Here is a 19,506-nt window from a genome sequence, read left to right as displayed (position 1 = left end):
AATTGGCTATGATAAAAAAAATAAACGGTGAACAATGGAAGCAACTTCAGTTTAAAGGCTGGAAAATATTGCGCAAAAAATACGCCATCTCCTCTCATGGCCGGGCGGCCAGTTATTATGAAGACATTCATAAAGATGGAAAGTTATTGGAAGGATCTCTTACTTCCGGGTACAAAACGCTAAACCTCCATATCGATGGAAGTAACGGTACTATTTATTTCCATCGCGAAGTCGCTAAGTTTTTTACCAAGAAAAGTTCTCCGAAAGATAAATTTGTTATCCATCTCAATCACAACAAAACTGATAACAATGCTAAAAATCTTAAATGGGCATCTCAAAAAGATGTAAGTGCACATCAACAAAAAAGCCCGGAGAAAATTGCCTACAAAAAAGTTCAACATTCAAGAACGCAGGGCTTAAAACTTAATTTAACCCAGGTAAAGGCTATTAAAGCTTTTATTGACAATCCACGCCGTAAGCTTACTTATAAGCAAATTGCAGATAAGTATAAAGTAAGTGAAATGACCATTTACAGAATTAAAAGCGGGGAGAACTGGAGTAACGTAAAATAAAATTTCCCTTTATTAAATTCTAAGACGGAAACTCTTTTCCTATCAATGTTTCATGCCTCAACTGTAAGCTTTTTAAAAGAGCTTAAAAAAAATAACAACAAGACGTGGTTCGATGATCACAAGGCAAAATATCTTTCAGCCAAAATTGATTTTGAAAATTTTGTCCGGGAACTTATTGTCAAAATTTCAGCATTTGATGATGATATAAAAGAACTTCAACCTAAAAATTGCACTTTTCGTATTAACCGGGATATAAGATTTTCAAAAGATAAAACTCCTTACAAAACTAATATGGGTGCATCTTTTAACAGGGGTGGCAAGAAGTCAATATTTGCCGGCTATTATTTTCACCTGGAGCCCGGAGGAAAGAGCTTTGCAGGTGGAGGACTTTGGATGCCTGAACCCATCGCTTTAAAAAAATTACGGCAGGAGATCGACTATTGTTTCCCGGAATTTAAAAAAATTATTACCAGTTCATCATTTAAAAAACAATATCCTGGTCTTGAAATGGACCAAAAGCAAATGCTTGTAAATGTTCCCAAAGGATATGACAAAGAAAATCCGGCAGCGGCTTTTTTAAAATTGAAAAGTTTTGTGGCGACTAAAGACATCCGCGACACATTACTTTCAAATAAAGATCTTGTAAAAGAAGCGGAGCAGGCTTTCAGGGCATTAATGCCATTAGTAAAATTTATCAATCGCTCGATGGAATAACCGAAAAAAAATCCCACTCAAATCTGTATAATAAAAACGGCCAGTGATAAAAATCACCGGCCTTGCTTACCTCTGAAACCACAAGAAAAAGTTCTAATTTCTTGAGAATGTCTTGAAGAGGATATTAATAAATATCAACCTTATTTAAAGCTATTGGGTTTTTGTGTGAGCGGTTTTTAAATTCAGGAAAAGGAATCAGGAATGGGCTGCTAAATTAACAATTATTCGTAATAAAAAGAATTTTCCGGCAGTTAATTAAAATTTTTTTTTAATTCTTCGTCGGCAAGCTTGTTGATTTGTTTTATTTTATAATTATACCACCACTTGGGGTATGTCTTTTTCATAACTGTATCAATACTTCTCATTCCAAATAAGTTCCACGCCCCTTTAGCTTTTCCGGCCAGGGTGCTTTGCAGGGCACGAAGACTCATCGCAAATCCGCTGTCAAGATACTCCATGTGATGCCAGTAACCTGCTGGCATAAATAGTGTATCGCCATGTTCCAGGATTAATTCGTATCCCTTCGCATATTTCAAAGCAGGAAATTTTTCATAATCCGGGTTGCCCGAGCCTTGATTATAATTTGAAAAATCAGCCAGGCTCAATACTTCAAAAGGCTTGCGATATAACTTGTGCTGTTCTTCATGGCGAAATAACAAGACCTTTTTTCTGCCGGCAAACTGTGTATGCAGAATGTGAGAAAGATCAATATCAAAATGCATGTGTGTTATTGATGTTTGGCCCCCCGTAAATAACATTGGGTATTTTTTTACATAACCTTTCATAAGATCTTCAGGCCAGGTAAAGTCCTGTATAAGTTGCGGCGCATGATCGAAAATATTAAAAAGAAAAATTCTCCAACCGGCTGGCCCCTGCTTAATCATATCAACATATTCACCGAATGTTTTATAATCATCTGCAGTATTTATCGGCGTATAAGCATCGCTCTTCACATTATTATAAAGGCCTACTTTCTTATCGCCCACAATTTCCTTAAAATAATCCCACGTCCATTTATTATAAGCGGGCCATTGTTTCGCAAGCCCCGTTATTACGAGTGGTTTTTTAGGCAGGTAATAATTATTCTTAAAATCTTCCGGAGAAATGAATTCGACTTTATCTACAGGTTGTAATTGCATTAACAATATTTGAGTTGCAAAAATAATTATTCTTCACGCTTAATATCCCCGAAAATGATAATAGTACTTTAAATTTTAAAAATAATAATTAAGAATAATTATCAAATTCCTTTAAACTACAATAAAAAAACTAATAAGTGTTAGTTTTGAAAAAACTCTTTTTATAAATGGGCAAAATCATTATAGGGAAAAATGGCTCTAAAAAAGAAGTAATAACCCGAAAGGCATCCTCGCTTTTCAGGAAGAAGGGCTTTACGGCAACTTCCATGCGTGATATTGCTGAGGCTATTGGGGTGGAAGCTCCCAGCCTGTACAATCATATAGAATCAAAAAATGAAATTTTAAAAGACATCTGTTTTAGAATTGCGAAGATGTTTACAGATCATTTAAGAGAAGTTGAACTCTGCCGAAAGTCGAACCTGGAAAAAATTGAAAATATTATTCGGTTTCATATTTCAATGATGATAGATGAGTTTGAAAGTGTATATATTTCCGACCATGAATGGAAACATTTACGTGAGCCATTTTTAACTGATTTCACTAATCAGCGGCGAAACTACCGCTCACGGTTAGCCGCAATTTTACAAAAAGGGATTGATAATAAACAAATAAATGCTGTTAATCCTTATGTAGCAGTGCTTATCATTTTATCAGCTTTAAGTGGTATTGAAGGATGGCAAAAGTCCGGGAAAAAGATAGATGCAAAATTGCTCGAAGAAAATATGATTAAGCTATTAATTGAAGGATTAAGGAACAAATAAAACCAAAAAGTGGCGCTCCATTTTCATAAGTTAAAGGTTAAAAATATACGGAAAGAAACAAGCGATTGTGTTTCTATTGCCTTTGATATTCCTGATCAATTAAAAAATGATTTTGTTTTTAAGCAAGGGCAAAACATCACCATTAAATCAACAATTACCGGAGAAGAAATCAGGCGCTCCTATTCAATTTGCAGCAGTCCGCTTGATAATGAATTAAGAATTGGAGTAAAAAAAGTTACTGGTGGCGCATTCTCTTCATTTGCCAATCAAAAATTGAAAGAAGGAGATGTGCTTGATGTGCTGCCGCCCACGGGAACTTTTTTTACTGAGGTAAATATTCTAAACAAAAAGAATTATGTTTTTTTTGCAGCAGGTAGTGGTATCACCCCCGTTATTTCCATTATTAAAACAATCCTTTTAACCGAGCCCGAAAGCTATGTAACCCTTGTATATGGCAATAAAAATGTTTCTTCTATAATCTTTAAAGAACAACTCGAAGCACTAAAAGATAAATACCTGCAACGCTTCCGAATTTACTATGTTTTAAGCAGGGAGAGAACAGAAGCTGACATTAATTATGGAAGAATAGATGCTGAAAAATGTCGCCAGTTTTCCAGGCTGATTGACTTTAAATTTATGGATGAATTTTTCATCTGCGGACCCGAAGGAATGATATTTACTGTGAAAGAATTCTTGGAAAATAAAGGAGTTGAAGACAACAAAATTCACTTTGAATTATTTATTACACCAACAAGAAAAAATATAAAAGCTTATAGTGATGTAAAAGAAAAAAAAGATGAAGGCAGTGAGATCACAGTAACATCTGATGGCCGCAGCTTTAACTTCAAACTCGACTATGATAGCAATACTATTTTAGATGCAGCCTTAGCGCAAGGCGCTGACCTGCCATTTGCGTGTAAAGGCGGAGTTTGTACAACCTGCAAAGCAAAACTTATAGAAGGTAAAGTTGAAATGGAAGTGAACTATGGCTTAGAACCTGATGAGGTAAAAGCGGGTTTTGTATTAACTTGTCAATCTCATCCAAGAAGTGAAAAAGTTTTTGTTGATTTTGATAATAAATGAATTTTAAATTTATCATTTTAACTAACACTTGTTAGTTTTTACAATTCAGAATTGTAACTTTATTTCTATAATTTATCACAATGGCTACAGAAGAATTACAAAAAGTTTTTGACGATAAAATAGCGGAGGAAATAAGAATAGAGCCCAAAGACTGGATGCCCGATGACTATCGAAAAACATTAATAAGACAAATAAGCCAACATGCACACAGCGAAATTGTAGGGATGCTTCCTGAAGCAAACTGGATAACCCGGGCGCCATCCTTGCGGCGTAAAGCCACTTTGCTTGCTAAAGTTCAGGATGAAGCCGGCCACGGTTTGTATTTATATTCGGCTGCGGAAACAATGGGTATCACCAGGGAAGAAATGGTTGACCAGTTATTAAGCGGTAAAGCAAAATATTCATCCATCTTTAATTATCCCACTTTAACATGGGCTGATATTGGCGCAATTGGCTGGCTCGTAGATGGAGCTGCCATTATGAACCAGGTTCCATTGTGCCGGGCTTCTTACGGCCCCTATGCACGTGCGATGGTAAGGATTTGTAAAGAAGAAAGTTTTCATCAGCGCCAGGGTTTTGAAATTTTGCTTACTCTTTGCAAAGGTTCAAAAGAACAAAAGGAAATGGCCCAGGATGCATTGAACAGGTGGTGGTGGCCAAGCCTTATGATGTTTGGCCCAAACGATGATACATCGCCACACACAGCCCAAAGTATGAAATGGAAAATAAAAAGATTTAGCAATGATGAACTAAGGCAAAAGTTTGTTGACGTTTGTAATGAGCAGGCAGATATTCTTGGTATTACTATCCCGGATGATAAACTTGTATGGAATGAAAAACGGCAACACTATGATTTTGGTGAAATAAACTGGAATGAATTTTTTAATGTAATAAAAGGCAATGGCCCGTGCAATAAAGAGCGTTTAGCCGCAAGAGTTAGTGCACACGAAAATGGTGAATGGGTGAGAGAAGCTGCGTTGGCTTATGCCAGGAAAAAAGCCCCTAAATCCCCTTCAGGGGAATTTGAAAGTTTTAGAAATTAGTAAGTCTGCAATCGTATCAAAGATTAAATCAATTAATATTTAATAAATATCTAAAGCAGAAAATAAATGAATAATGAAGAACCTCTTTGGGAAGTTTTTATAAGAAGCAAGCAAGGTCTTGATCATAAACATGTGGGAAGCCTGCATGCTGCTGATGCACAAACGGCCATCGAAAATGCAAGAGATGTGTATACCCGCAGAATGGAAGGAGTAAGCATTTGGGTGGTGGAATCAAAAAATATTCATTCATCGAACCCGGATGAAGCTGCAAGCCTTTATGATCCGGCCAACGATAAAATTTATCGTCATCCCACTTTCTATAATTTACCGGATGAATTGAAACACATGTAATACATGGAAAATAATTTATTTAATTATACACTTCATCTTGCAGATAACAGTCTCACAATGGGCCATCGCCTGAGTGAATGGACGGGCCACGGTCCTATGTTGGAACAGGATATTGCTATTAGTAACATCGCTTTGGATTTAATTGGCCAGTCAAGAAATTTTTATCAATATGCCGCAGCATTAAAAGATGATTCTGTTACAGAAGATTTACTTGCCTATTTGCGGGATGCACGTGAATTCAAAAATCTTTTAATTACTGAAATACCAAATGGTGACTGGGCGAAAACAATAATGAAATTGTTTTTATTCAGTACTTACCAGTTTTGTTTTTATCAAAAATTAATAGATTCTTCTGATAAGCAACTGGCTGCCATTGCCGAAAAATCACTAAAAGAAGTTACTTACCATGTAAGATGGAGCAGCGAATGGGTTATACGACTTGGAGATGGAACTGAAGAAAGTAACAAAAGAATAAAATTAGCAATGGAAGAGGTTTGGCCTTTTACCGGCGAAATGTTTCAACCGGCGGAATATGAAAGTTTGCTTATAAATAATCGAATAAGCGTTGACGTAAGTGAGATAAAAAATGATTGGATGGGTAGAGTAAAAAGTGTTTTAGAAGAAGCTACCTTATCATATCCTGAAGACAAAAATACCTGGATGCAAACGGGAGGTAAAAATGGCATCCATACAGAACATCTCGGTTACCTGCTTGCAGAAATGCAGTTTTTACAAAGAGCTTATCCTGGTTGTGAATGGTAATAATTATGGAAGAAACAAAACAAAATGTTACAATTAATAAAGCCTGGAAATTAATGGAAGATGTTTATGATCCTGAGATTCCGGTTTTATCAATTATTGATTTGGGAATTGTGAGAGACATTCAATTGAGCAATGATGCAATTGAAATTTTCATTACTCCAACATACAGCGGCTGCCCTGTAATGGATGTAATTTCAATGAATATAAGAATAGCTCTTACAGAAAATGGATTCAAAAAAATAAAAATTACCCAGCAACTTTCTCCTGCCTGGACAACAGATTGGATGATCGAAAATGGAAAAGAAAAATTAAAGGCTTATGGAATTACACCACCTATCGGTAAAAGTTTTGATAAAAAATATTTAGAAGAATTAAAAGTAGAGTGCCCGCATTGCCATTCTTTAAATACAAAATTGATAAGCCAGTTTGGTTCTACTGCATGCAAAGCTTTGTACCAATGCAATGATTGTTTAGAGCCTTTTGATTATTTTAAATGTCATTAAATCCAATGTATCTTTAAAGAGATAAAATTTAGTTTACTTTACTCTATTATGTCTTTAATTATTTCAGAAATAAAAAGCAACATTGCAGTTATCACCCTTAACCGTCCCGAAAAATATAATGCATTCAACAGGGAAATGGCTCTGTCTTTTCAAAAGACTTTAGATGAATGTGAATGCAACAACAATGTAAGATGTGTTTATCTCACTGGTTCTGGTAAGGCCTTTTGTGCCGGTCAGGATCTTGCAGAAATAACGGATCCGGATGGGCCGGGAATGGAAAGAATTTTAAAGGAACATTATAACCCCATCGTTACTAAAATAAGAAATTTAAATAAGCCCATACTAGCGGCTGTAAATGGTGTAGCCGCTGGTGCAGGCGCCAATATTGCTTTATGTTGTGATGTAGTAGTAGCCACTCAATCGGCTTTCTTCATACAGGCTTTTAGTAAAATTGGATTGATACCAGATAACGCCGGAACTTTTTTTTTACCCAGGTTGATAGGTGTGCAAAGAGCAAGCGCCTTCATGATGCTTGGAGATAAAATTTCGGCACAGGAAGCTGAAAGAACTGGTATGATCTATAAATTTTTTGCAGATAAAGTATTTACCAAAGAAGCTGAAAAAATTGCTTTTACGCTTGCTGACCTCCCTACTAAAGGTCTCGCCTACACGAAACGAGCACTTAATAAATCAATGGAAAATAACTTAATGCAACAGTTAAGTGTGGAAGATGAACTGCAGCAAATGGCTGCGCTTACAAAAGATTTCAAAGAAGGTGTTGCCGCTTTTTTTGAAAAGCGAAAAGCTAATTTTACAGGGGAGTAGCAGGAAAATTTAAGGGACTGCCAGATTAATGGGAATAAAAGAATTCAAATGATACCAAAGGATGAATTAGCCAACGAAGTCGTAAATCAAATGATGAAAGATGATCTTTTCAGCCAGTGGCTTGGTATTAGCATAATAGAAATTAAAGAAGGATATAGTAAAATAAAAATGACAGTACGAAGCGAAATGATAAATGGTCTTGGAATTGTGCATGGCGGAATTACATTTTCACTGGCGGATAGTTCGTTCGCTTTTGCTTGCAATAACCGGAATAATTTATCGGTTGCTTTAGACACATCAATCAATTTTTTAAAACCCGTGCATGTGGGTGATAAGCTTATTGCAGAAACAAAGGAAATACATAATGGAAAGTCAACCGGGCTTTACCAGGTTACAATTACCAATCAGCGCAACCATATCGTTGCCTTATTTAAGGGAACATGTTCTAGAACTAATAAAAATCTTGTTTGACGATTAGAATTATCATTAAAGATCTTCTAAATGATTTTAGCAATAAATTCTGCAATTATTACGGGTCGTCTTTCCAAATAACTTTTGCATATTTTGCATCTTCAAAAAAATTTACCGGCGTTCCATCACCCTTTCCAGTAAAACCTCCATCGGGGTGTCCTATTAAATTACAATTATCATCGTAAACGTCACTATATTGATCGCAACACTGTGGTGGAATATAAAATACTTTTTTCTTGTGATAAGTATATTGTATTATAGATTGGGGCGGGTTTCCCTTTGGTTCGCTTTTAAATGTGTTCACCTTTTGCTGTATGCATGAAGGCGACGTTTGTAAAATATTTTTTGTGCATGAAAACATACACACACATAAAATCAATAAGCTATATCTCATCATTCAAAAATTAATTTATTAATACTTTTATTACTGACAATGAAAGAATAAGCTACGTTGCATTTAAAAATGAAAAATTTGGTTAACTATTTGAATGCACTTCTTAAAAATTATTACTAAAAAAACTTTGCGACCTTTACCGGAATGGAAAAGACAAATTTTATTGATTATATAAGAATATTTTGCAAAAGCGGTCATGGAGGTGCCGGGAGCACACATTTCATGCGCAATAAACTCACCGCTTTTGGAGGCCCTGATGGAGGGGATGGTGGAAGAGGTGCGCATATTATACTTCGTGGAAGCAAAGATTTATGGACGCTGTTACATCTTCGTTATTTTAAAAATGTATTAGCTGACAATGGGGAAAACGGAAGTAAAAATAATTGCACCGGGCGTGATGGTAAAGATGTTATTATTGAGGTTCCGTTAGGAACTATTGCAAAAGATGAGGAAACCGGTAAAGTCGAAGCGGAAATTTTAGAAGACGGACAAGAAATAATTTTAATGAAAGGCGGTCGGGGAGGCCAGGGTAATTCTCATTTTGCAACGCCAACCAACCAGGCACCGCAACATTCGCAACCCGGAGAAGAAGGCGAGGAAGGATGGAAAATTTTAGAATTAAAAGTATTGGCTGATGTAGGATTAGTAGGTTTTCCTAACGCAGGAAAATCAACTTTATTATCGGTTATAACGGCAGCAAAACCAAAGATTGCAAACTATGCATTTACCACTTTAACTCCACAACTTGGAATGGTTGATTACCGCGATGGTAAAAGCTTTTGCGTTGCCGATCTGCCGGGAATTATTGAAGGCGCTGCAGAAGGCAAAGGCCTCGGCTTTAGATTCTTACGACACATAGAACGTAATCCCGTTTTACTTTTTGTAATCCCTGCAGATAGTAACGGTCATCGTGAAGAATTTGAAATATTAAAAAACGAACTCAGGGAATACAATCCTGAATTGCTTGATAAAAAATTTATAATCGCCATAAGCAAAAGTGATATGCTCGATGATGAATTAAAAGAGGCTATTGCAAAGGAATTACCAGAAGATGTTCCCCATATTTTCATTTCATCATTAGCTAACCAGGGGCTTGTAAAACTTAAGGATCTGTTATGGGCTGCCTTAAATGAAAATGAAATTATTCATGAATAAGATGTGTTTCTTCCGAATTTCTCCTTAAAACAATATGCGTAACATTTTATTTTTCATAAATCCAATTTCGGGTACACGCAACAAGTTGCAGTTAGAAAAGAAAATTGTGCAAAAATGCGAGGAGCATAATATTGGCTTTAAAATATTATTTACCGCAGCAGATGGGAATTATTCGTTCTTGAGGGAACAAATAAAGCAGGATAAAGTTACTGATGTTGTTATTTGCGGTGGCGATGGAACACTTAGCCCTGTTATATCTTCCTTGTTAAACGTCAAAGTTAATATTGGTATTATCCCAACAGGTTCCGGCAACGGGCTTGCTTTTACTGCTAAAATTCCACGCTCAGTTGATAAAGCACTTGAAATAATATTCAAGGGCAAAACCAGTTGTGTTGATTCTTTTTTAATTAATGGAAAATTAAGTTGTATGCTGTGTGGCATTGGCCTTGATGCACAAGTTGCCTATGATTTTTCGTTACAAAAAAAAAGGGGTTTGTCAACTTATATAAAACAAACTTTTAAAAATTTCTTAGCTGCTACCCCATATCATTTTGAATTGAAGGTTCGCGACACGACGTTTAAAGTAGATGCTTTTTTCATTTGCATTGCAAACAGCAACCAGTTTGGCAATAATTTTACTATCGCACCCGAGGCAAGTTTAAATGATGGTTTGCTTGATATAATTGTGGTTAAAAAAATGAGTAAACTTCGAATTATATGGTCGGTTTTCAAACAAATGAAAACAGGAAAAATAATCACTTTTGAAGAAAAAAATTTTCATAAGAAAAACATACTTTATTTTCAAACCGGATCACTTCAAATCATAAATCCCGAAATGGCTCCTTTGCATATTGATGGCGACCATGCACCTACCGCTAAAAAATTTGATATCGAAATTTTGCCCTCAGCTTTTACTCTAATAAGGCCTTAATGTTGTAAGAATTTTTTTACTTCTTCAAAAGCTTCTACATTATTTTTTCTTCCTGATGAAGCAATTACTTCTTTTTTTTCCCTTGCAGTTAAATGAAAATTAAGCGTTGCGCCCTTTTCTTCTTTTTCAGGAATATACATAAAAGTAACCCGGTGAAGATTACTATCGAGACTTTCCGTGTAGGTAATTTCATCATCCTGGAAGTAGTCCTGCAACCTGAACCAGTTAACCTGCAACATGGAAAAAGGTTTTGTAAGAATACTAAGTATACCTCCATTCTCATAAGGTGTTGCCCAACTTCCTTTTTGCATAGCCCGAACCTGGATAATTAATACTCCACGCGTGTTAGCGGCTATCCAATCTTTAAAAACATGCAAAAAACGTAAGGACGTTTCCTGGCCGTAATTATCACGAAGTCCCGCATCCATCACATCTATTACGGGCCTTGAGGGGAGCCATACGCTTGGTAAAATATAGGGATAACTTGCGTTCATTCTAAGGGCCGTTAGCAAACGAAGATTCATCGGATTCTCATTTTTGAACATAGCTGAAAAGTCCACTGCATCCGGGCCACTCATTGCTGTTGAGCTGTCAACAAATGTTGGCTGCATCATAAAACTTATTGGCTGTGTTGAAACCATCATCTTCTTAAGATCTCTTGTTATAACCGAATTTAAAATCATGAGCGGGATATTAGCGTCCTTCTCATCTTCCTGGTAAAAGCCAATATTTTTATCAAGAACACCATGTGTGTTGTAATTTAATTTTTGTTCAAACGCATAACCCCTGTCTTTAACATAACGGTAAGGCCCAACCGAAAATTTTTGTGCAGGTGAAAGAAGATCCCTTGCTATCATCGAGGAAAAAACCGGGTTCAATAAATCTTTCGAAATATTATTTACATACTTTCCATTTTGTATATCAATATTTTTTCCAATAGCCTTTTGCCTTGCTAATTCCCTAAAGTAAGCAGCAGCCAGCATGCCACCTGAGGCACCGCTAATGAGAACTGTTTTTTTCATAATAGTTCCCTGGCTTATACTATCAAGTTGTTGTAAAATATTCATAGCAAAAGTGGCGCTTCTTACGCCACCGCCACTGAAATTAAATACAATCATTAACGGCTTTTTTTCTTCCTGCTTCGCTTTCCAGCGGTTAAGAATGCCAATCATATTATTTTTATCGGCCTCAATTTTTTCCGGAGTATTTAAAGCTTCTAGCGACTTCAGTGAATAATCCGGTCTCACAGTATGCGTATAATCGAGACCGAAAGCTTTATTGCGCGGATCAATTATATCATATTCATAAAGTGTATTAAGGACTATAAAAAGAAAGATGACAAACAAAATACTCCAACTTCTCATGAAATATGAAAGTGCGCCAATAACTGCAATCAACAAAGCAAACAATATGAGAATACTTGCCGCTGCCGGTACCTGGAAAATTTTATGATCAAGAAAGAAACCGATAAGCATCATAAAAATAAAAGCCAGCATTATAGTTATTATCGCAGAAAAATGATGTCTTTTAAATATAGTATCCAAAAACTCCTGGCTGTAATGGCCTACTTTCCTTGCTTTCCTAAACCTGAACCGCGTAGTTAAATAATGGCCTACCGGTAAACCAAAATTGTTTTCAAATATAGCGTCTTCATGTTTTTCAAACTTTTTATTTTCATCAAAGTCGATAAACCCGGGCTTAAAGGTTCTTACAATTCTTCTGTCCGCAGTAAAGAAGTAAGCGAAAGAGACTATCAACACTAACAAAAATCCACCGGTAAACCCTGCCGCAATCGCAATAAATTCCACAAGAGGAATTAACTCCATGTAACGGTCAAATGAAATTGCCTCAAAAAAATAAAGTACCAGGAAGCAGATTGGAATGATGGAATTATTGACGCAATATTTTAAAAAGGGTTTGGAATTTGTAGCGAGAAATCGGAAGCGCTGGCTGTGCAAAATGAAAGTGGTAATATTCCAGCTCATTATAAATATACCCGTCGCTATTCCTGTAATAGCTGCCCCTGCGGCATTCACATTACCTAAATACTCCGGAGCAAGAAATAAGGCATTTGCTCCAAATAATTTCATAAAATTACCTGTGATAGTTAAAAAGAGAATAAGCCAGAAAATAAGAAGTACCTGGGATTTCCTGAAATGAAGAAGTAATAGCTGGATAGGAAATGAATAATAAAAAATTTTTATAAATCCCTTCATAGAAACTATATTAATCCTTTCAATTTAACTATTATTAACCGGTAACGATTTTATAATATATAACATAAAAATCATAGACATTAAAAATAAGATAGCTACTAACTGATGGGCAACGCCAAACCATACCAGGTTATTGCCATACGGCGATGTTACTACGGTAGTTATACCGAGCAAAACCTGCACAATAATAAAAACTAAAGGAATAAGCCTTGTTTTACTAAATAATAAAGTTCCCTTAATTTTTATCGCTTTAAAAAACCATATCAATACACTTATTAAAATAATATACGCAATCCCCCTGTGAATAAACTGGATGGTAATTTTGTTATCGATAAAATTTTTCCACCCTGGCGATAAATTATTCATAGAATCGGGAATCCACTGACCATTTATCTGTGGCCATGTAGGTGCAGCCGTTGCCGCATGCAAGCCGGCCATAAAAGCTCCATAAATTAACTGAACAAAAAGAATAAAAAATATAATAAGTGTGGTCTTTCTTAATCCTTTATTTATAGTTATTTGATTGGGCTTAACCGATAAGCTAAGTGCAAACCATAAAGTGTAACAAAGCAATAGCAGCGCTGCCATAAAATGGGTTGCCAGCTCCATATGGCCCACAAACATTCTTTCAGGCACCAGCCCGCTTTTTACCATTATCCAGCCGATGATTCCCTGCATAATTCCTAAAAGAAATAAAATAATAAAAGGGCCTATCATCTCTTGCCTGAATTGTTTTTTTATAAGAAAATAAAAAAACCCAAATAAAAACACGAGGCCCATCAATCTTGCCCATGTGCGATGAAACCATTCCCAGAAAAAAATAAATTTAAAATCATGCAAAGAAAAATTACTGTTCATATAACGAAACTGATCGGTATGTTTATACCTGTTAAATTCATCCATCCATTGTGCTGTATTGAGTGGCGGCAATACTCCCGTAATTGGCTTCCATTCTGTAATACTCAATCCCGATTCGGTTAAACGTGTTATGCCTCCTAATAAAATTTGAACTATCAACATTATCACTCCAGCGAAGAGCCATTTTGCCACATTATTAGAAGTATTCTTTTTTAATTCAGCCTGCATATTTTTTTATTATTTCGTCGCAAAGTTAACCCTGTGAAGGGATAGATATTAAAACAATAATTATTGAAACGTGAATGTTGAAAAATCAAATAACGTATTTTGACAAACCTCTTTTACTTTTGACAAAATATTTTGCTGCTACCTTTTTATCATAATAAGTTTTGCGAGGCCGGTCTCGATGAGGCCGGGCGAGGTTGTTTTGCGGGCCCTGTATATGCCGCTGCTGTTATATTGCCGAAAGATTTTTATCATCCTTTGCTAAATGATTCAAAGCAATTAACTAAGGAAGAAAGAGAACAACTAAGGCCAATAATAGAAAAAGAAAGCATTGCATTTTCAGTTGCCAGTGTAGATAATGATGAAATTGACCGCATCAATATTTTACAGGCATCTTTCAAGGCTATGCATCTTGCATTAAAAAAACTAAAAAGCAATCCTGATATTTTATTAGTTGATGGGAACCGTTTTAAACGATACAAAAAGGTACCACATTACTGTATTATAAAAGGAGATGGTATTTATGCGTCTATTGCAGCGGCGAGCATACTTGCAAAAACATACCGGGACGAGTATATGATCAACTTACACAAAAAATATCAAGTATATAGCTGGCACAACAACAAAGGATATGGAACCGTTGAGCATCGCAATGCAATTAAGGAATATGGATTGTGCCGCTACCATCGCAAAAGTTTTAATATTTACGCTGCAGAAATAACCCATGATCTTATAATTGATGGTGAAATATATACTTCAGATATTTCATAGTCACCGTTTCACGTAATCTGCGGGCTTTTTTTATGCCCGCCATTCGCCTAATCCCTGACGCGTTACAATCCATTCATCGGTAGTGCAGTCTATAACTGTCGACGGCACGATACCTCCTGTACCTCCGTCAATAACATAATCTACCTGGTTTCCGAATTTTTCATAAATGATGTCCGGATCTGTGTATTCTTCTACCATTTCTCCTGGCAGTGATGCACTTAAAATAGGATTACCCAATGTTTCCAGGATTGAACGACATATAACGTTATCGGGTACACGAATTCCTACGGTATCTTTTTTGCTTTTTAAAATTTTAGGTACCAGCTTACTCGCCGGCAAAATAAAAGTGTAAGGTCCCGGCAAATAATTTTTAAGAACGCGGTATAAAGGCGTATCAATACTTTTGGTATAATCACTCAGATGGCTCAGGTCCCGGCAAATAAAAGAAAGTTGCGCTTTTTGAGGATCTATATTTTTTATTTTACAAATACGCTCAATTGCTTTCGGCTGATAGATATCGCAACCAAGTCCATAAATTGTATCTGTCGGATAAATGATGATGCCGCCACTTTTAAGGCATTCAGCAACCTGGGTCAACAGACGAGGTTGCGGGTTTTGGGGGTGGATGTGTAATAACATATATTACTTTACTGTAAAGTTAATAATTAAGATCTTTTTAATAGTTAAATTATGTGCAGTCAATTACTGTATAACTTCCAACATTAATCTTTTACATTTGCACCGCAAAACACAAATAAATCAGGAACTTTCTATGGCAATAATTACACTCGGAACAATGGCATTTGACGCGATCGAAACCCCTTTTGGAAAAATCGATAAAATTATTGGTGGCTCTGCAACTTATGTAGCTTACGCGGCCAGCCATTTATCGCAGCCTATTCAACAAATTTCCATTGTCGGCAACGATTTCCCTGAAGACGAAATGAGTGAACTTAAAAGAAGAGGTGTAGAATTAACCGGGGTGGAAATTGTAAAAGATAAAAAATCTTTCTTCTGGAGCGGAAAATACCACCTTGATATGAACACCCGTGATACTTTAATAACCGACCTTAATGTATTGGCAGATTTTAATCCTATAGTTCCTGAAGAATACCAGGGAGCTGATTTTCTAATGCTGGGGAATTTAATGCCTTCGCTACAAATAAATGTAATAAATCAACTAAGAAACAGGCCAAAATTAATTGTACTGGATACGATGAATTTTTGGATAGAAAGCGCAATTGACGACCTGAAAAAAGTTTTGCAAATGGTTGATGTGCTGATGATAAATGATAGTGAGGCAAGACAATTAAGCGGTGAATTTTCATTGGTAAAGGCAGCCAGGAAGGTAATGGGAATGGGGCCAAAATTTCTTATTATTAAAAAGGGCGAACATGGCGCTTTATTGTTTCATGATGATCATGTTTTTTTCGCCCCTGCGTTGCCGTTAGAAGATGTTTTTGATCCAACAGGTGCCGGAGATACTTTCGCAGGCGGCTTCATTGGGCATCTTGCACGTTCAAAAGATATTAGTTTTGAAAATATGAAAACTGCTATTATCGTAGGTTCTGCAATGGCGAGCTTCTGCGTTGAAAAATTTGGCCCGCAAAGACTAAAGGAAATTACTAAGAAAGATATTGACATTCGCTTGAAAGAGTTTGTACAACTGGTAAATTTTGATATTGATTTGGTATAATAATGTGCGATAGATAAAGTGTGATGTGCGACGCTAACCCTACCATTTTTTAAACTGTATTTATGCTGGAAATAATTATACTTATTTTTCTAACCAGGGAAATTGGAAGACTTGCGCATAGCAAAGGTCTTAAGCCAGGCACCTGGAAAATTTACACAGTAGTTGGCTGGATTACTTTAGAAGTCATTGGTGTCATCGCAGGCGTTATAATTTTTGGGAAGGACAATCTTTTTTCCATAGGAATGTTAGGCCTTGCTTTCGGCATCACCAGTTATTTTATAATTAAAGCGCAACTCAATAAACTTCCCGATTATTTTGATGATGATATCGATAACATCGGGAACAATTAACCATTTTAAAATAAGTTTCGGTTATTGATATTTTCGTGCCAGCACAATCGTATTTTTAAATTGCTTTTTCTTTCCCCCCGCATTAAAAATCTCTGTGTAAATAATATAAATGCCCTCTGACAATTTTCTGTTCTTATCATCCAATCCGTCCCAACGGAAATAACCTGTTATACCACTTAAGGAATTTTTTTGGAGATAACGCACTTCCCGGCCTTTAGCGTCAAATATGGTAATATTTGCAACATAACCCGGAGACGGAAAACTATAATTTATAGTTGCAAAATCATCTGTACCATCATTATCAGGAGAGAATACATCTGGCGTGACGGTAATTGTACCAGGCGCACCTTCGTTTAGGCTATATTGTGAGTTTTTATATCCCGGTGTTCCGTAGCCAAAAGAAGTTGCTGCTGAATGAAAATTACTTTGAACAGATGGTCCATCATAATTTATCCGTTCCAGGGAAACACCTTCCGTATTTGCAATAAGAGGGAACTGCCATTTATCAGAATAATCAACTTCATCAATTATATTACCCCGGTTGTTTAAAATAACTACATGCCCCGCGTCATCTGGAAAGGGCGGCATACTGCTTACCGGCATAAAGGCATCAGGATTAGTTGTTATGTATTGATTTTTTACCGAAAAGGCATCCGAAGTAAGAACTATAAAATCCTTGGGAAATAATAAATTGCCTTCTTTAGCCACTCGTTGAATACTGCTTATAATATTGCTGCCATTGCGGTTGGCGATATATAGGTGGCTTAGATCAATTATTTTTTGAGAACGGTTATACAATTCCACGTAATCAACTCCATCAGGTTTTGGATTGTATAGTATTTCATTAATAACGATATCTAAACTATCTGTCTCTTGTGCAATTCCAAACCGGGCACTGTTTTTTGAACCAATAACATTCCCTTTGCAATCCGCAATATTTGCTGCTGCAATTGTATAAATAGTATTAGGAACAATTGGAACATTTAAAGCTACGCTTACCTTGTCAAAAACAGGGGGAATGCCTGTCGCACTTATAGCAGTAATCCCATCATCGATTGTATAATTAGCAACTATAGATGCTTTCAAACTATCTAACGGTTCATCATAAACGAGGGTAATGGTTGTGTTATTTACTGCGAAAGCCCGCAAAAGTTTTGGGCCTGTTTCATCAATATTTACACCGTCTACTGAATTTTTACTGCTTGGAGTGCCGCCTGTTGCATTCATGCTGGCCTTCCAGTTACTGATGCCACTGCATGGATTTTTTGTGTCTATCATTTCCAACGTCCATCCCCCATCTTTTTTAAGTTCGTCTTGATACCATGCTGATGTGTATTGAACCGCGTGAATAGTTTTTCCATCCCTCGCATATAATGATATCATATCGCCGTCATTATCAAGAGAAGGGAAACTGGCAACTCCGAATGTAGTTCCAAATGGTGCAAGGCCGCCAACGGCAGAACCGGTACAAACAATTACAAAACTATCGGGTTGCAAAACAAAATCAGGCATTATTCCGCTTTGCCTTGTTGCATCAGCAAATTTCCATCCACGCAAATTAATTGCAAAGTCAGATGTGTTTCTTAACTCAACCCATTCGCTATTCGGCAATCCTGTCTGCGGTGTTGGATCAGCCATTATTTCATCAATTACTACATCATATTGTTGCGGTGTGTAAAAACTGAAATTTGCTGTGCCATTATTTATTGCATTTCCAGAAAGGTCTGTAACTCCATTTACAGAAAGCGTGTACGTAACGGCATTAGTAAATGAATTCGCAAACGTAAGATGCACCAGGCTGGGATTTACACCGTCAAGCGCTGCCGTTGATGGGCCCCCTAAGCTATTATTAGCGAAATAATTTGTTACCAACTGGCTGCTGTTTATTTCGACAGCTTCATTAAACAATACATCAACTACATTAGCAGATATGGCCGTTGCGGATTGCAGCGCAGGCGGCGTAACATCGGGTTCGTAGTTTTTAATTTCGATATCATCAAAAAAGTGCTTTTGAAAAAATGACGCTGTACTTTGTTTTATATAAAAACCAAAGAATGCTGACGAAGTATAAGTTGCGTCTGTAGCAGCGCCTTCGGTTGTATAACTGTTTCCCGTACCGGTTAAATCTCTAGAAAGAATCCATTGATTGGATGCATCCCTTATAACTTTTATTTTCATCAAGTTATTACTCTTATTCAAAATGCCACCAGTTCCATCAATTATCTTAGTTGTAATGCCATCATTATCTTTCCGGTACAGACATATCTCATCGTTGGTATCACCTATGCGAACAAAATATCCGGTAGTTGTATTTAGTGCAAGATCATCGTCAGACGCCGTTAAATAAACATCAACATAATTAGCGGAAGAGGGATTAAAAGCAAGCTGAATGTACATATCCCACTGAGCGGATGTAGCAAGAGAATTTGGTGCACTGAGAAAATAATTGCTATTTGCAACTGTGTTGTTACTTTGCAGTTGTAATGATGAATTCACAACAAAATCAGAAGTACCGCCTGACCAGGCCGGATTAGCAGTAAAATCCCCGTCATTAAAGTTTTCTGAAAGCTGAGCATGGGTAAAAAAGCTCATGAATAACATCATATAAAAAAATGCAAAATATTTTTTTATCATTAGTGCAGCTTTATTTAAAGATAACCACTTTATAGATTTGCATTTATTTAGA

General features: G+C 36.4%; 21 protein-coding genes. 15 read left to right on the top strand and 6 right to left on the bottom strand.

Annotated elements, in window-relative coordinates; all coding sequences use genetic code 11:
• Positions 1-8 precede the first annotated feature (8 nt).
• Together FW778_RS08730 and FW778_RS08725 are read left to right on the top strand one after the other, a co-directional pair.
• Positions 9-572 carry an HNH endonuclease gene (locus tag FW778_RS08730; protein ID WP_150414214.1) on the top strand — a complete coding sequence of 188 codons (564 nt, stop codon included), beginning with the start codon at positions 9-11 and terminating at the stop codon, positions 570-572.
• Positions 573-617: 45 nt separating this feature from the next.
• Positions 618-1,286: a DUF2461 domain-containing protein gene (locus tag FW778_RS08725; RefSeq protein ID WP_150414213.1), complete on the top strand. Its 669-nt coding sequence runs from the start codon at positions 618-620 to the stop codon at positions 1,284-1,286.
• Between the two features lie 251 nt (positions 1,287-1,537).
• Here FW778_RS08725 and FW778_RS08720 read toward each other — a convergent pair whose 3' ends face one another.
• Positions 1,538-2,425: a cupin-like domain-containing protein gene (locus FW778_RS08720; protein WP_150414212.1), complete on the bottom strand. Its 888-nt coding sequence runs from the start codon at positions 2,423-2,425 to the stop codon at positions 1,538-1,540.
• Positions 2,426-2,592: 167 nt separating this feature from the next.
• On the opposite strand from FW778_RS08720, the gene FW778_RS08715 reads away from it, so the two are divergent.
• The 8 genes from FW778_RS08715 (at position 2,593) to paaI (ending at position 8,224) form a co-directional block, all read left to right on the top strand.
• Entirely contained in the window at positions 2,593-3,186 is a 594-nt protein-coding gene (locus FW778_RS08715) for a TetR/AcrR family transcriptional regulator (protein WP_150414211.1), read from the top strand.
• 9 nt (positions 3,187-3,195) lie between these two features.
• Positions 3,196-4,269 carry a 1,2-phenylacetyl-CoA epoxidase subunit PaaE gene (gene paaE, locus FW778_RS08710; protein ID WP_150414210.1) on the top strand — a complete coding sequence of 358 codons (1,074 nt, stop codon included), beginning with the start codon at positions 3,196-3,198 and terminating at the stop codon, positions 4,267-4,269.
• 80 nt (positions 4,270-4,349) lie between these two features.
• Positions 4,350-5,312, top strand: a complete 963-nt coding sequence (gene paaA / locus FW778_RS08705; RefSeq protein ID WP_150414209.1) for a 1,2-phenylacetyl-CoA epoxidase subunit PaaA — start codon at positions 4,350-4,352, stop codon at positions 5,310-5,312.
• A gap of 66 nt (positions 5,313-5,378) precedes the next feature.
• A complete protein-coding gene (paaB, locus tag FW778_RS08700) occupies positions 5,379-5,663 on the top strand; it encodes a 1,2-phenylacetyl-CoA epoxidase subunit PaaB (protein ID WP_150414208.1) in 285 nt (94 codons plus the stop codon).
• Positions 5,664-5,666: 3 nt separating this feature from the next.
• Complete coding sequence (gene paaC / locus FW778_RS08695) at positions 5,667-6,425, top strand: 1,2-phenylacetyl-CoA epoxidase subunit PaaC (RefSeq protein WP_150414207.1); 759 nt, start codon at positions 5,667-5,669, stop codon at positions 6,423-6,425.
• Between the two features lie 5 nt (positions 6,426-6,430).
• A complete protein-coding gene (paaD, locus tag FW778_RS08690) occupies positions 6,431-6,928 on the top strand; it encodes a 1,2-phenylacetyl-CoA epoxidase subunit PaaD (RefSeq protein ID WP_150414206.1) in 498 nt (165 codons plus the stop codon).
• A 48-nt stretch (positions 6,929-6,976) separates the two neighbouring features.
• Entirely contained in the window at positions 6,977-7,753 is a 777-nt protein-coding gene (locus tag FW778_RS08685; protein ID WP_202552119.1) for an enoyl-CoA hydratase-related protein, read from the top strand.
• A 48-nt stretch (positions 7,754-7,801) separates the two neighbouring features.
• Entirely contained in the window at positions 7,802-8,224 is a 423-nt protein-coding gene (paaI, locus tag FW778_RS08680) for a hydroxyphenylacetyl-CoA thioesterase PaaI (protein ID WP_150414204.1), read from the top strand.
• 58 nt (positions 8,225-8,282) lie between these two features.
• Here paaI and FW778_RS08675 read toward each other — a convergent pair whose 3' ends face one another.
• Positions 8,283-8,621: a DUF6970 domain-containing protein gene (locus FW778_RS08675; protein ID WP_150414203.1), complete on the bottom strand. Its 339-nt coding sequence runs from the start codon at positions 8,619-8,621 to the stop codon at positions 8,283-8,285.
• 141 nt (positions 8,622-8,762) lie between these two features.
• Here FW778_RS08675 and obgE point away from each other — a divergent pair, with 141 nt between their 5' ends.
• The gene (gene obgE / locus FW778_RS08670) at positions 8,763-9,773 is read left to right on the top strand and encodes a GTPase ObgE (RefSeq protein WP_150414202.1); all 1,011 of its coding nucleotides are present in this window, start codon (positions 8,763-8,765) and stop codon (positions 9,771-9,773) included.
• A 34-nt stretch (positions 9,774-9,807) separates the two neighbouring features.
• Complete coding sequence (locus FW778_RS08665) at positions 9,808-10,704, top strand: diacylglycerol/lipid kinase family protein (protein WP_150414201.1); 897 nt, start codon at positions 9,808-9,810, stop codon at positions 10,702-10,704.
• On the opposite strand, the gene FW778_RS08660 is transcribed toward FW778_RS08665, so the two are convergent.
• Together FW778_RS08660 and FW778_RS08655 are read right to left on the bottom strand one after the other, a co-directional pair.
• Positions 10,701-12,920 (bottom strand): hypothetical protein, encoded by a 2,220-nt coding sequence (locus FW778_RS08660; protein ID WP_150414200.1) that lies wholly within the window; start codon positions 12,918-12,920, stop codon positions 10,701-10,703. The two genes, FW778_RS08665 and FW778_RS08660, sit on opposite strands and share 4 nt — an antisense overlap.
• A 24-nt stretch (positions 12,921-12,944) precedes the next feature.
• A complete protein-coding gene (locus FW778_RS08655) occupies positions 12,945-14,006 on the bottom strand; it encodes a COX15/CtaA family protein (RefSeq protein WP_150414199.1) in 1,062 nt (353 codons plus the stop codon).
• A gap of 132 nt (positions 14,007-14,138) precedes the next feature.
• Between FW778_RS08655 and FW778_RS08650 the strand changes: the two genes are divergently transcribed.
• Positions 14,139-14,774, top strand: a complete 636-nt coding sequence (locus tag FW778_RS08650) for a ribonuclease HII (protein WP_150414198.1) — start codon at positions 14,139-14,141, stop codon at positions 14,772-14,774.
• Between the two features lie 30 nt (positions 14,775-14,804).
• On the opposite strand, the gene FW778_RS08645 is transcribed toward FW778_RS08650, so the two are convergent.
• Positions 14,805-15,413, bottom strand: a complete 609-nt coding sequence (locus FW778_RS08645; RefSeq protein WP_150414197.1) for an L-threonylcarbamoyladenylate synthase — start codon at positions 15,411-15,413, stop codon at positions 14,805-14,807.
• A 133-nt stretch (positions 15,414-15,546) separates the two neighbouring features.
• Between FW778_RS08645 and FW778_RS08640 the strand changes: the two genes are divergently transcribed.
• Positions 15,547-16,470 (top strand): PfkB family carbohydrate kinase, encoded by a 924-nt coding sequence (locus tag FW778_RS08640; RefSeq protein WP_150414196.1) that lies wholly within the window; start codon positions 15,547-15,549, stop codon positions 16,468-16,470.
• A gap of 62 nt (positions 16,471-16,532) precedes the next feature.
• Positions 16,533-16,820 carry a hypothetical protein gene (locus FW778_RS08635; RefSeq protein WP_150414195.1) on the top strand — a complete coding sequence of 96 codons (288 nt, stop codon included), beginning with the start codon at positions 16,533-16,535 and terminating at the stop codon, positions 16,818-16,820.
• Between the two features lie 21 nt (positions 16,821-16,841).
• Here FW778_RS08635 and FW778_RS08630 read toward each other — a convergent pair whose 3' ends face one another.
• Positions 16,842-19,454 (bottom strand): lamin tail domain-containing protein, encoded by a 2,613-nt coding sequence (locus FW778_RS08630; protein ID WP_150414194.1) that lies wholly within the window; start codon positions 19,452-19,454, stop codon positions 16,842-16,844.
• Positions 19,455-19,506 lie beyond the last annotated feature (52 nt).

This window comes from Ginsengibacter hankyongi, assembly GCF_008710285.1.
Lineage (GTDB): Bacteria > Bacteroidota > Bacteroidia > Chitinophagales > Chitinophagaceae > Ginsengibacter > Ginsengibacter hankyongi.
The sequence above is the reverse complement of the archived record's forward strand: the minus strand, read 5'-3'. Positions and strand labels throughout refer to the sequence as shown.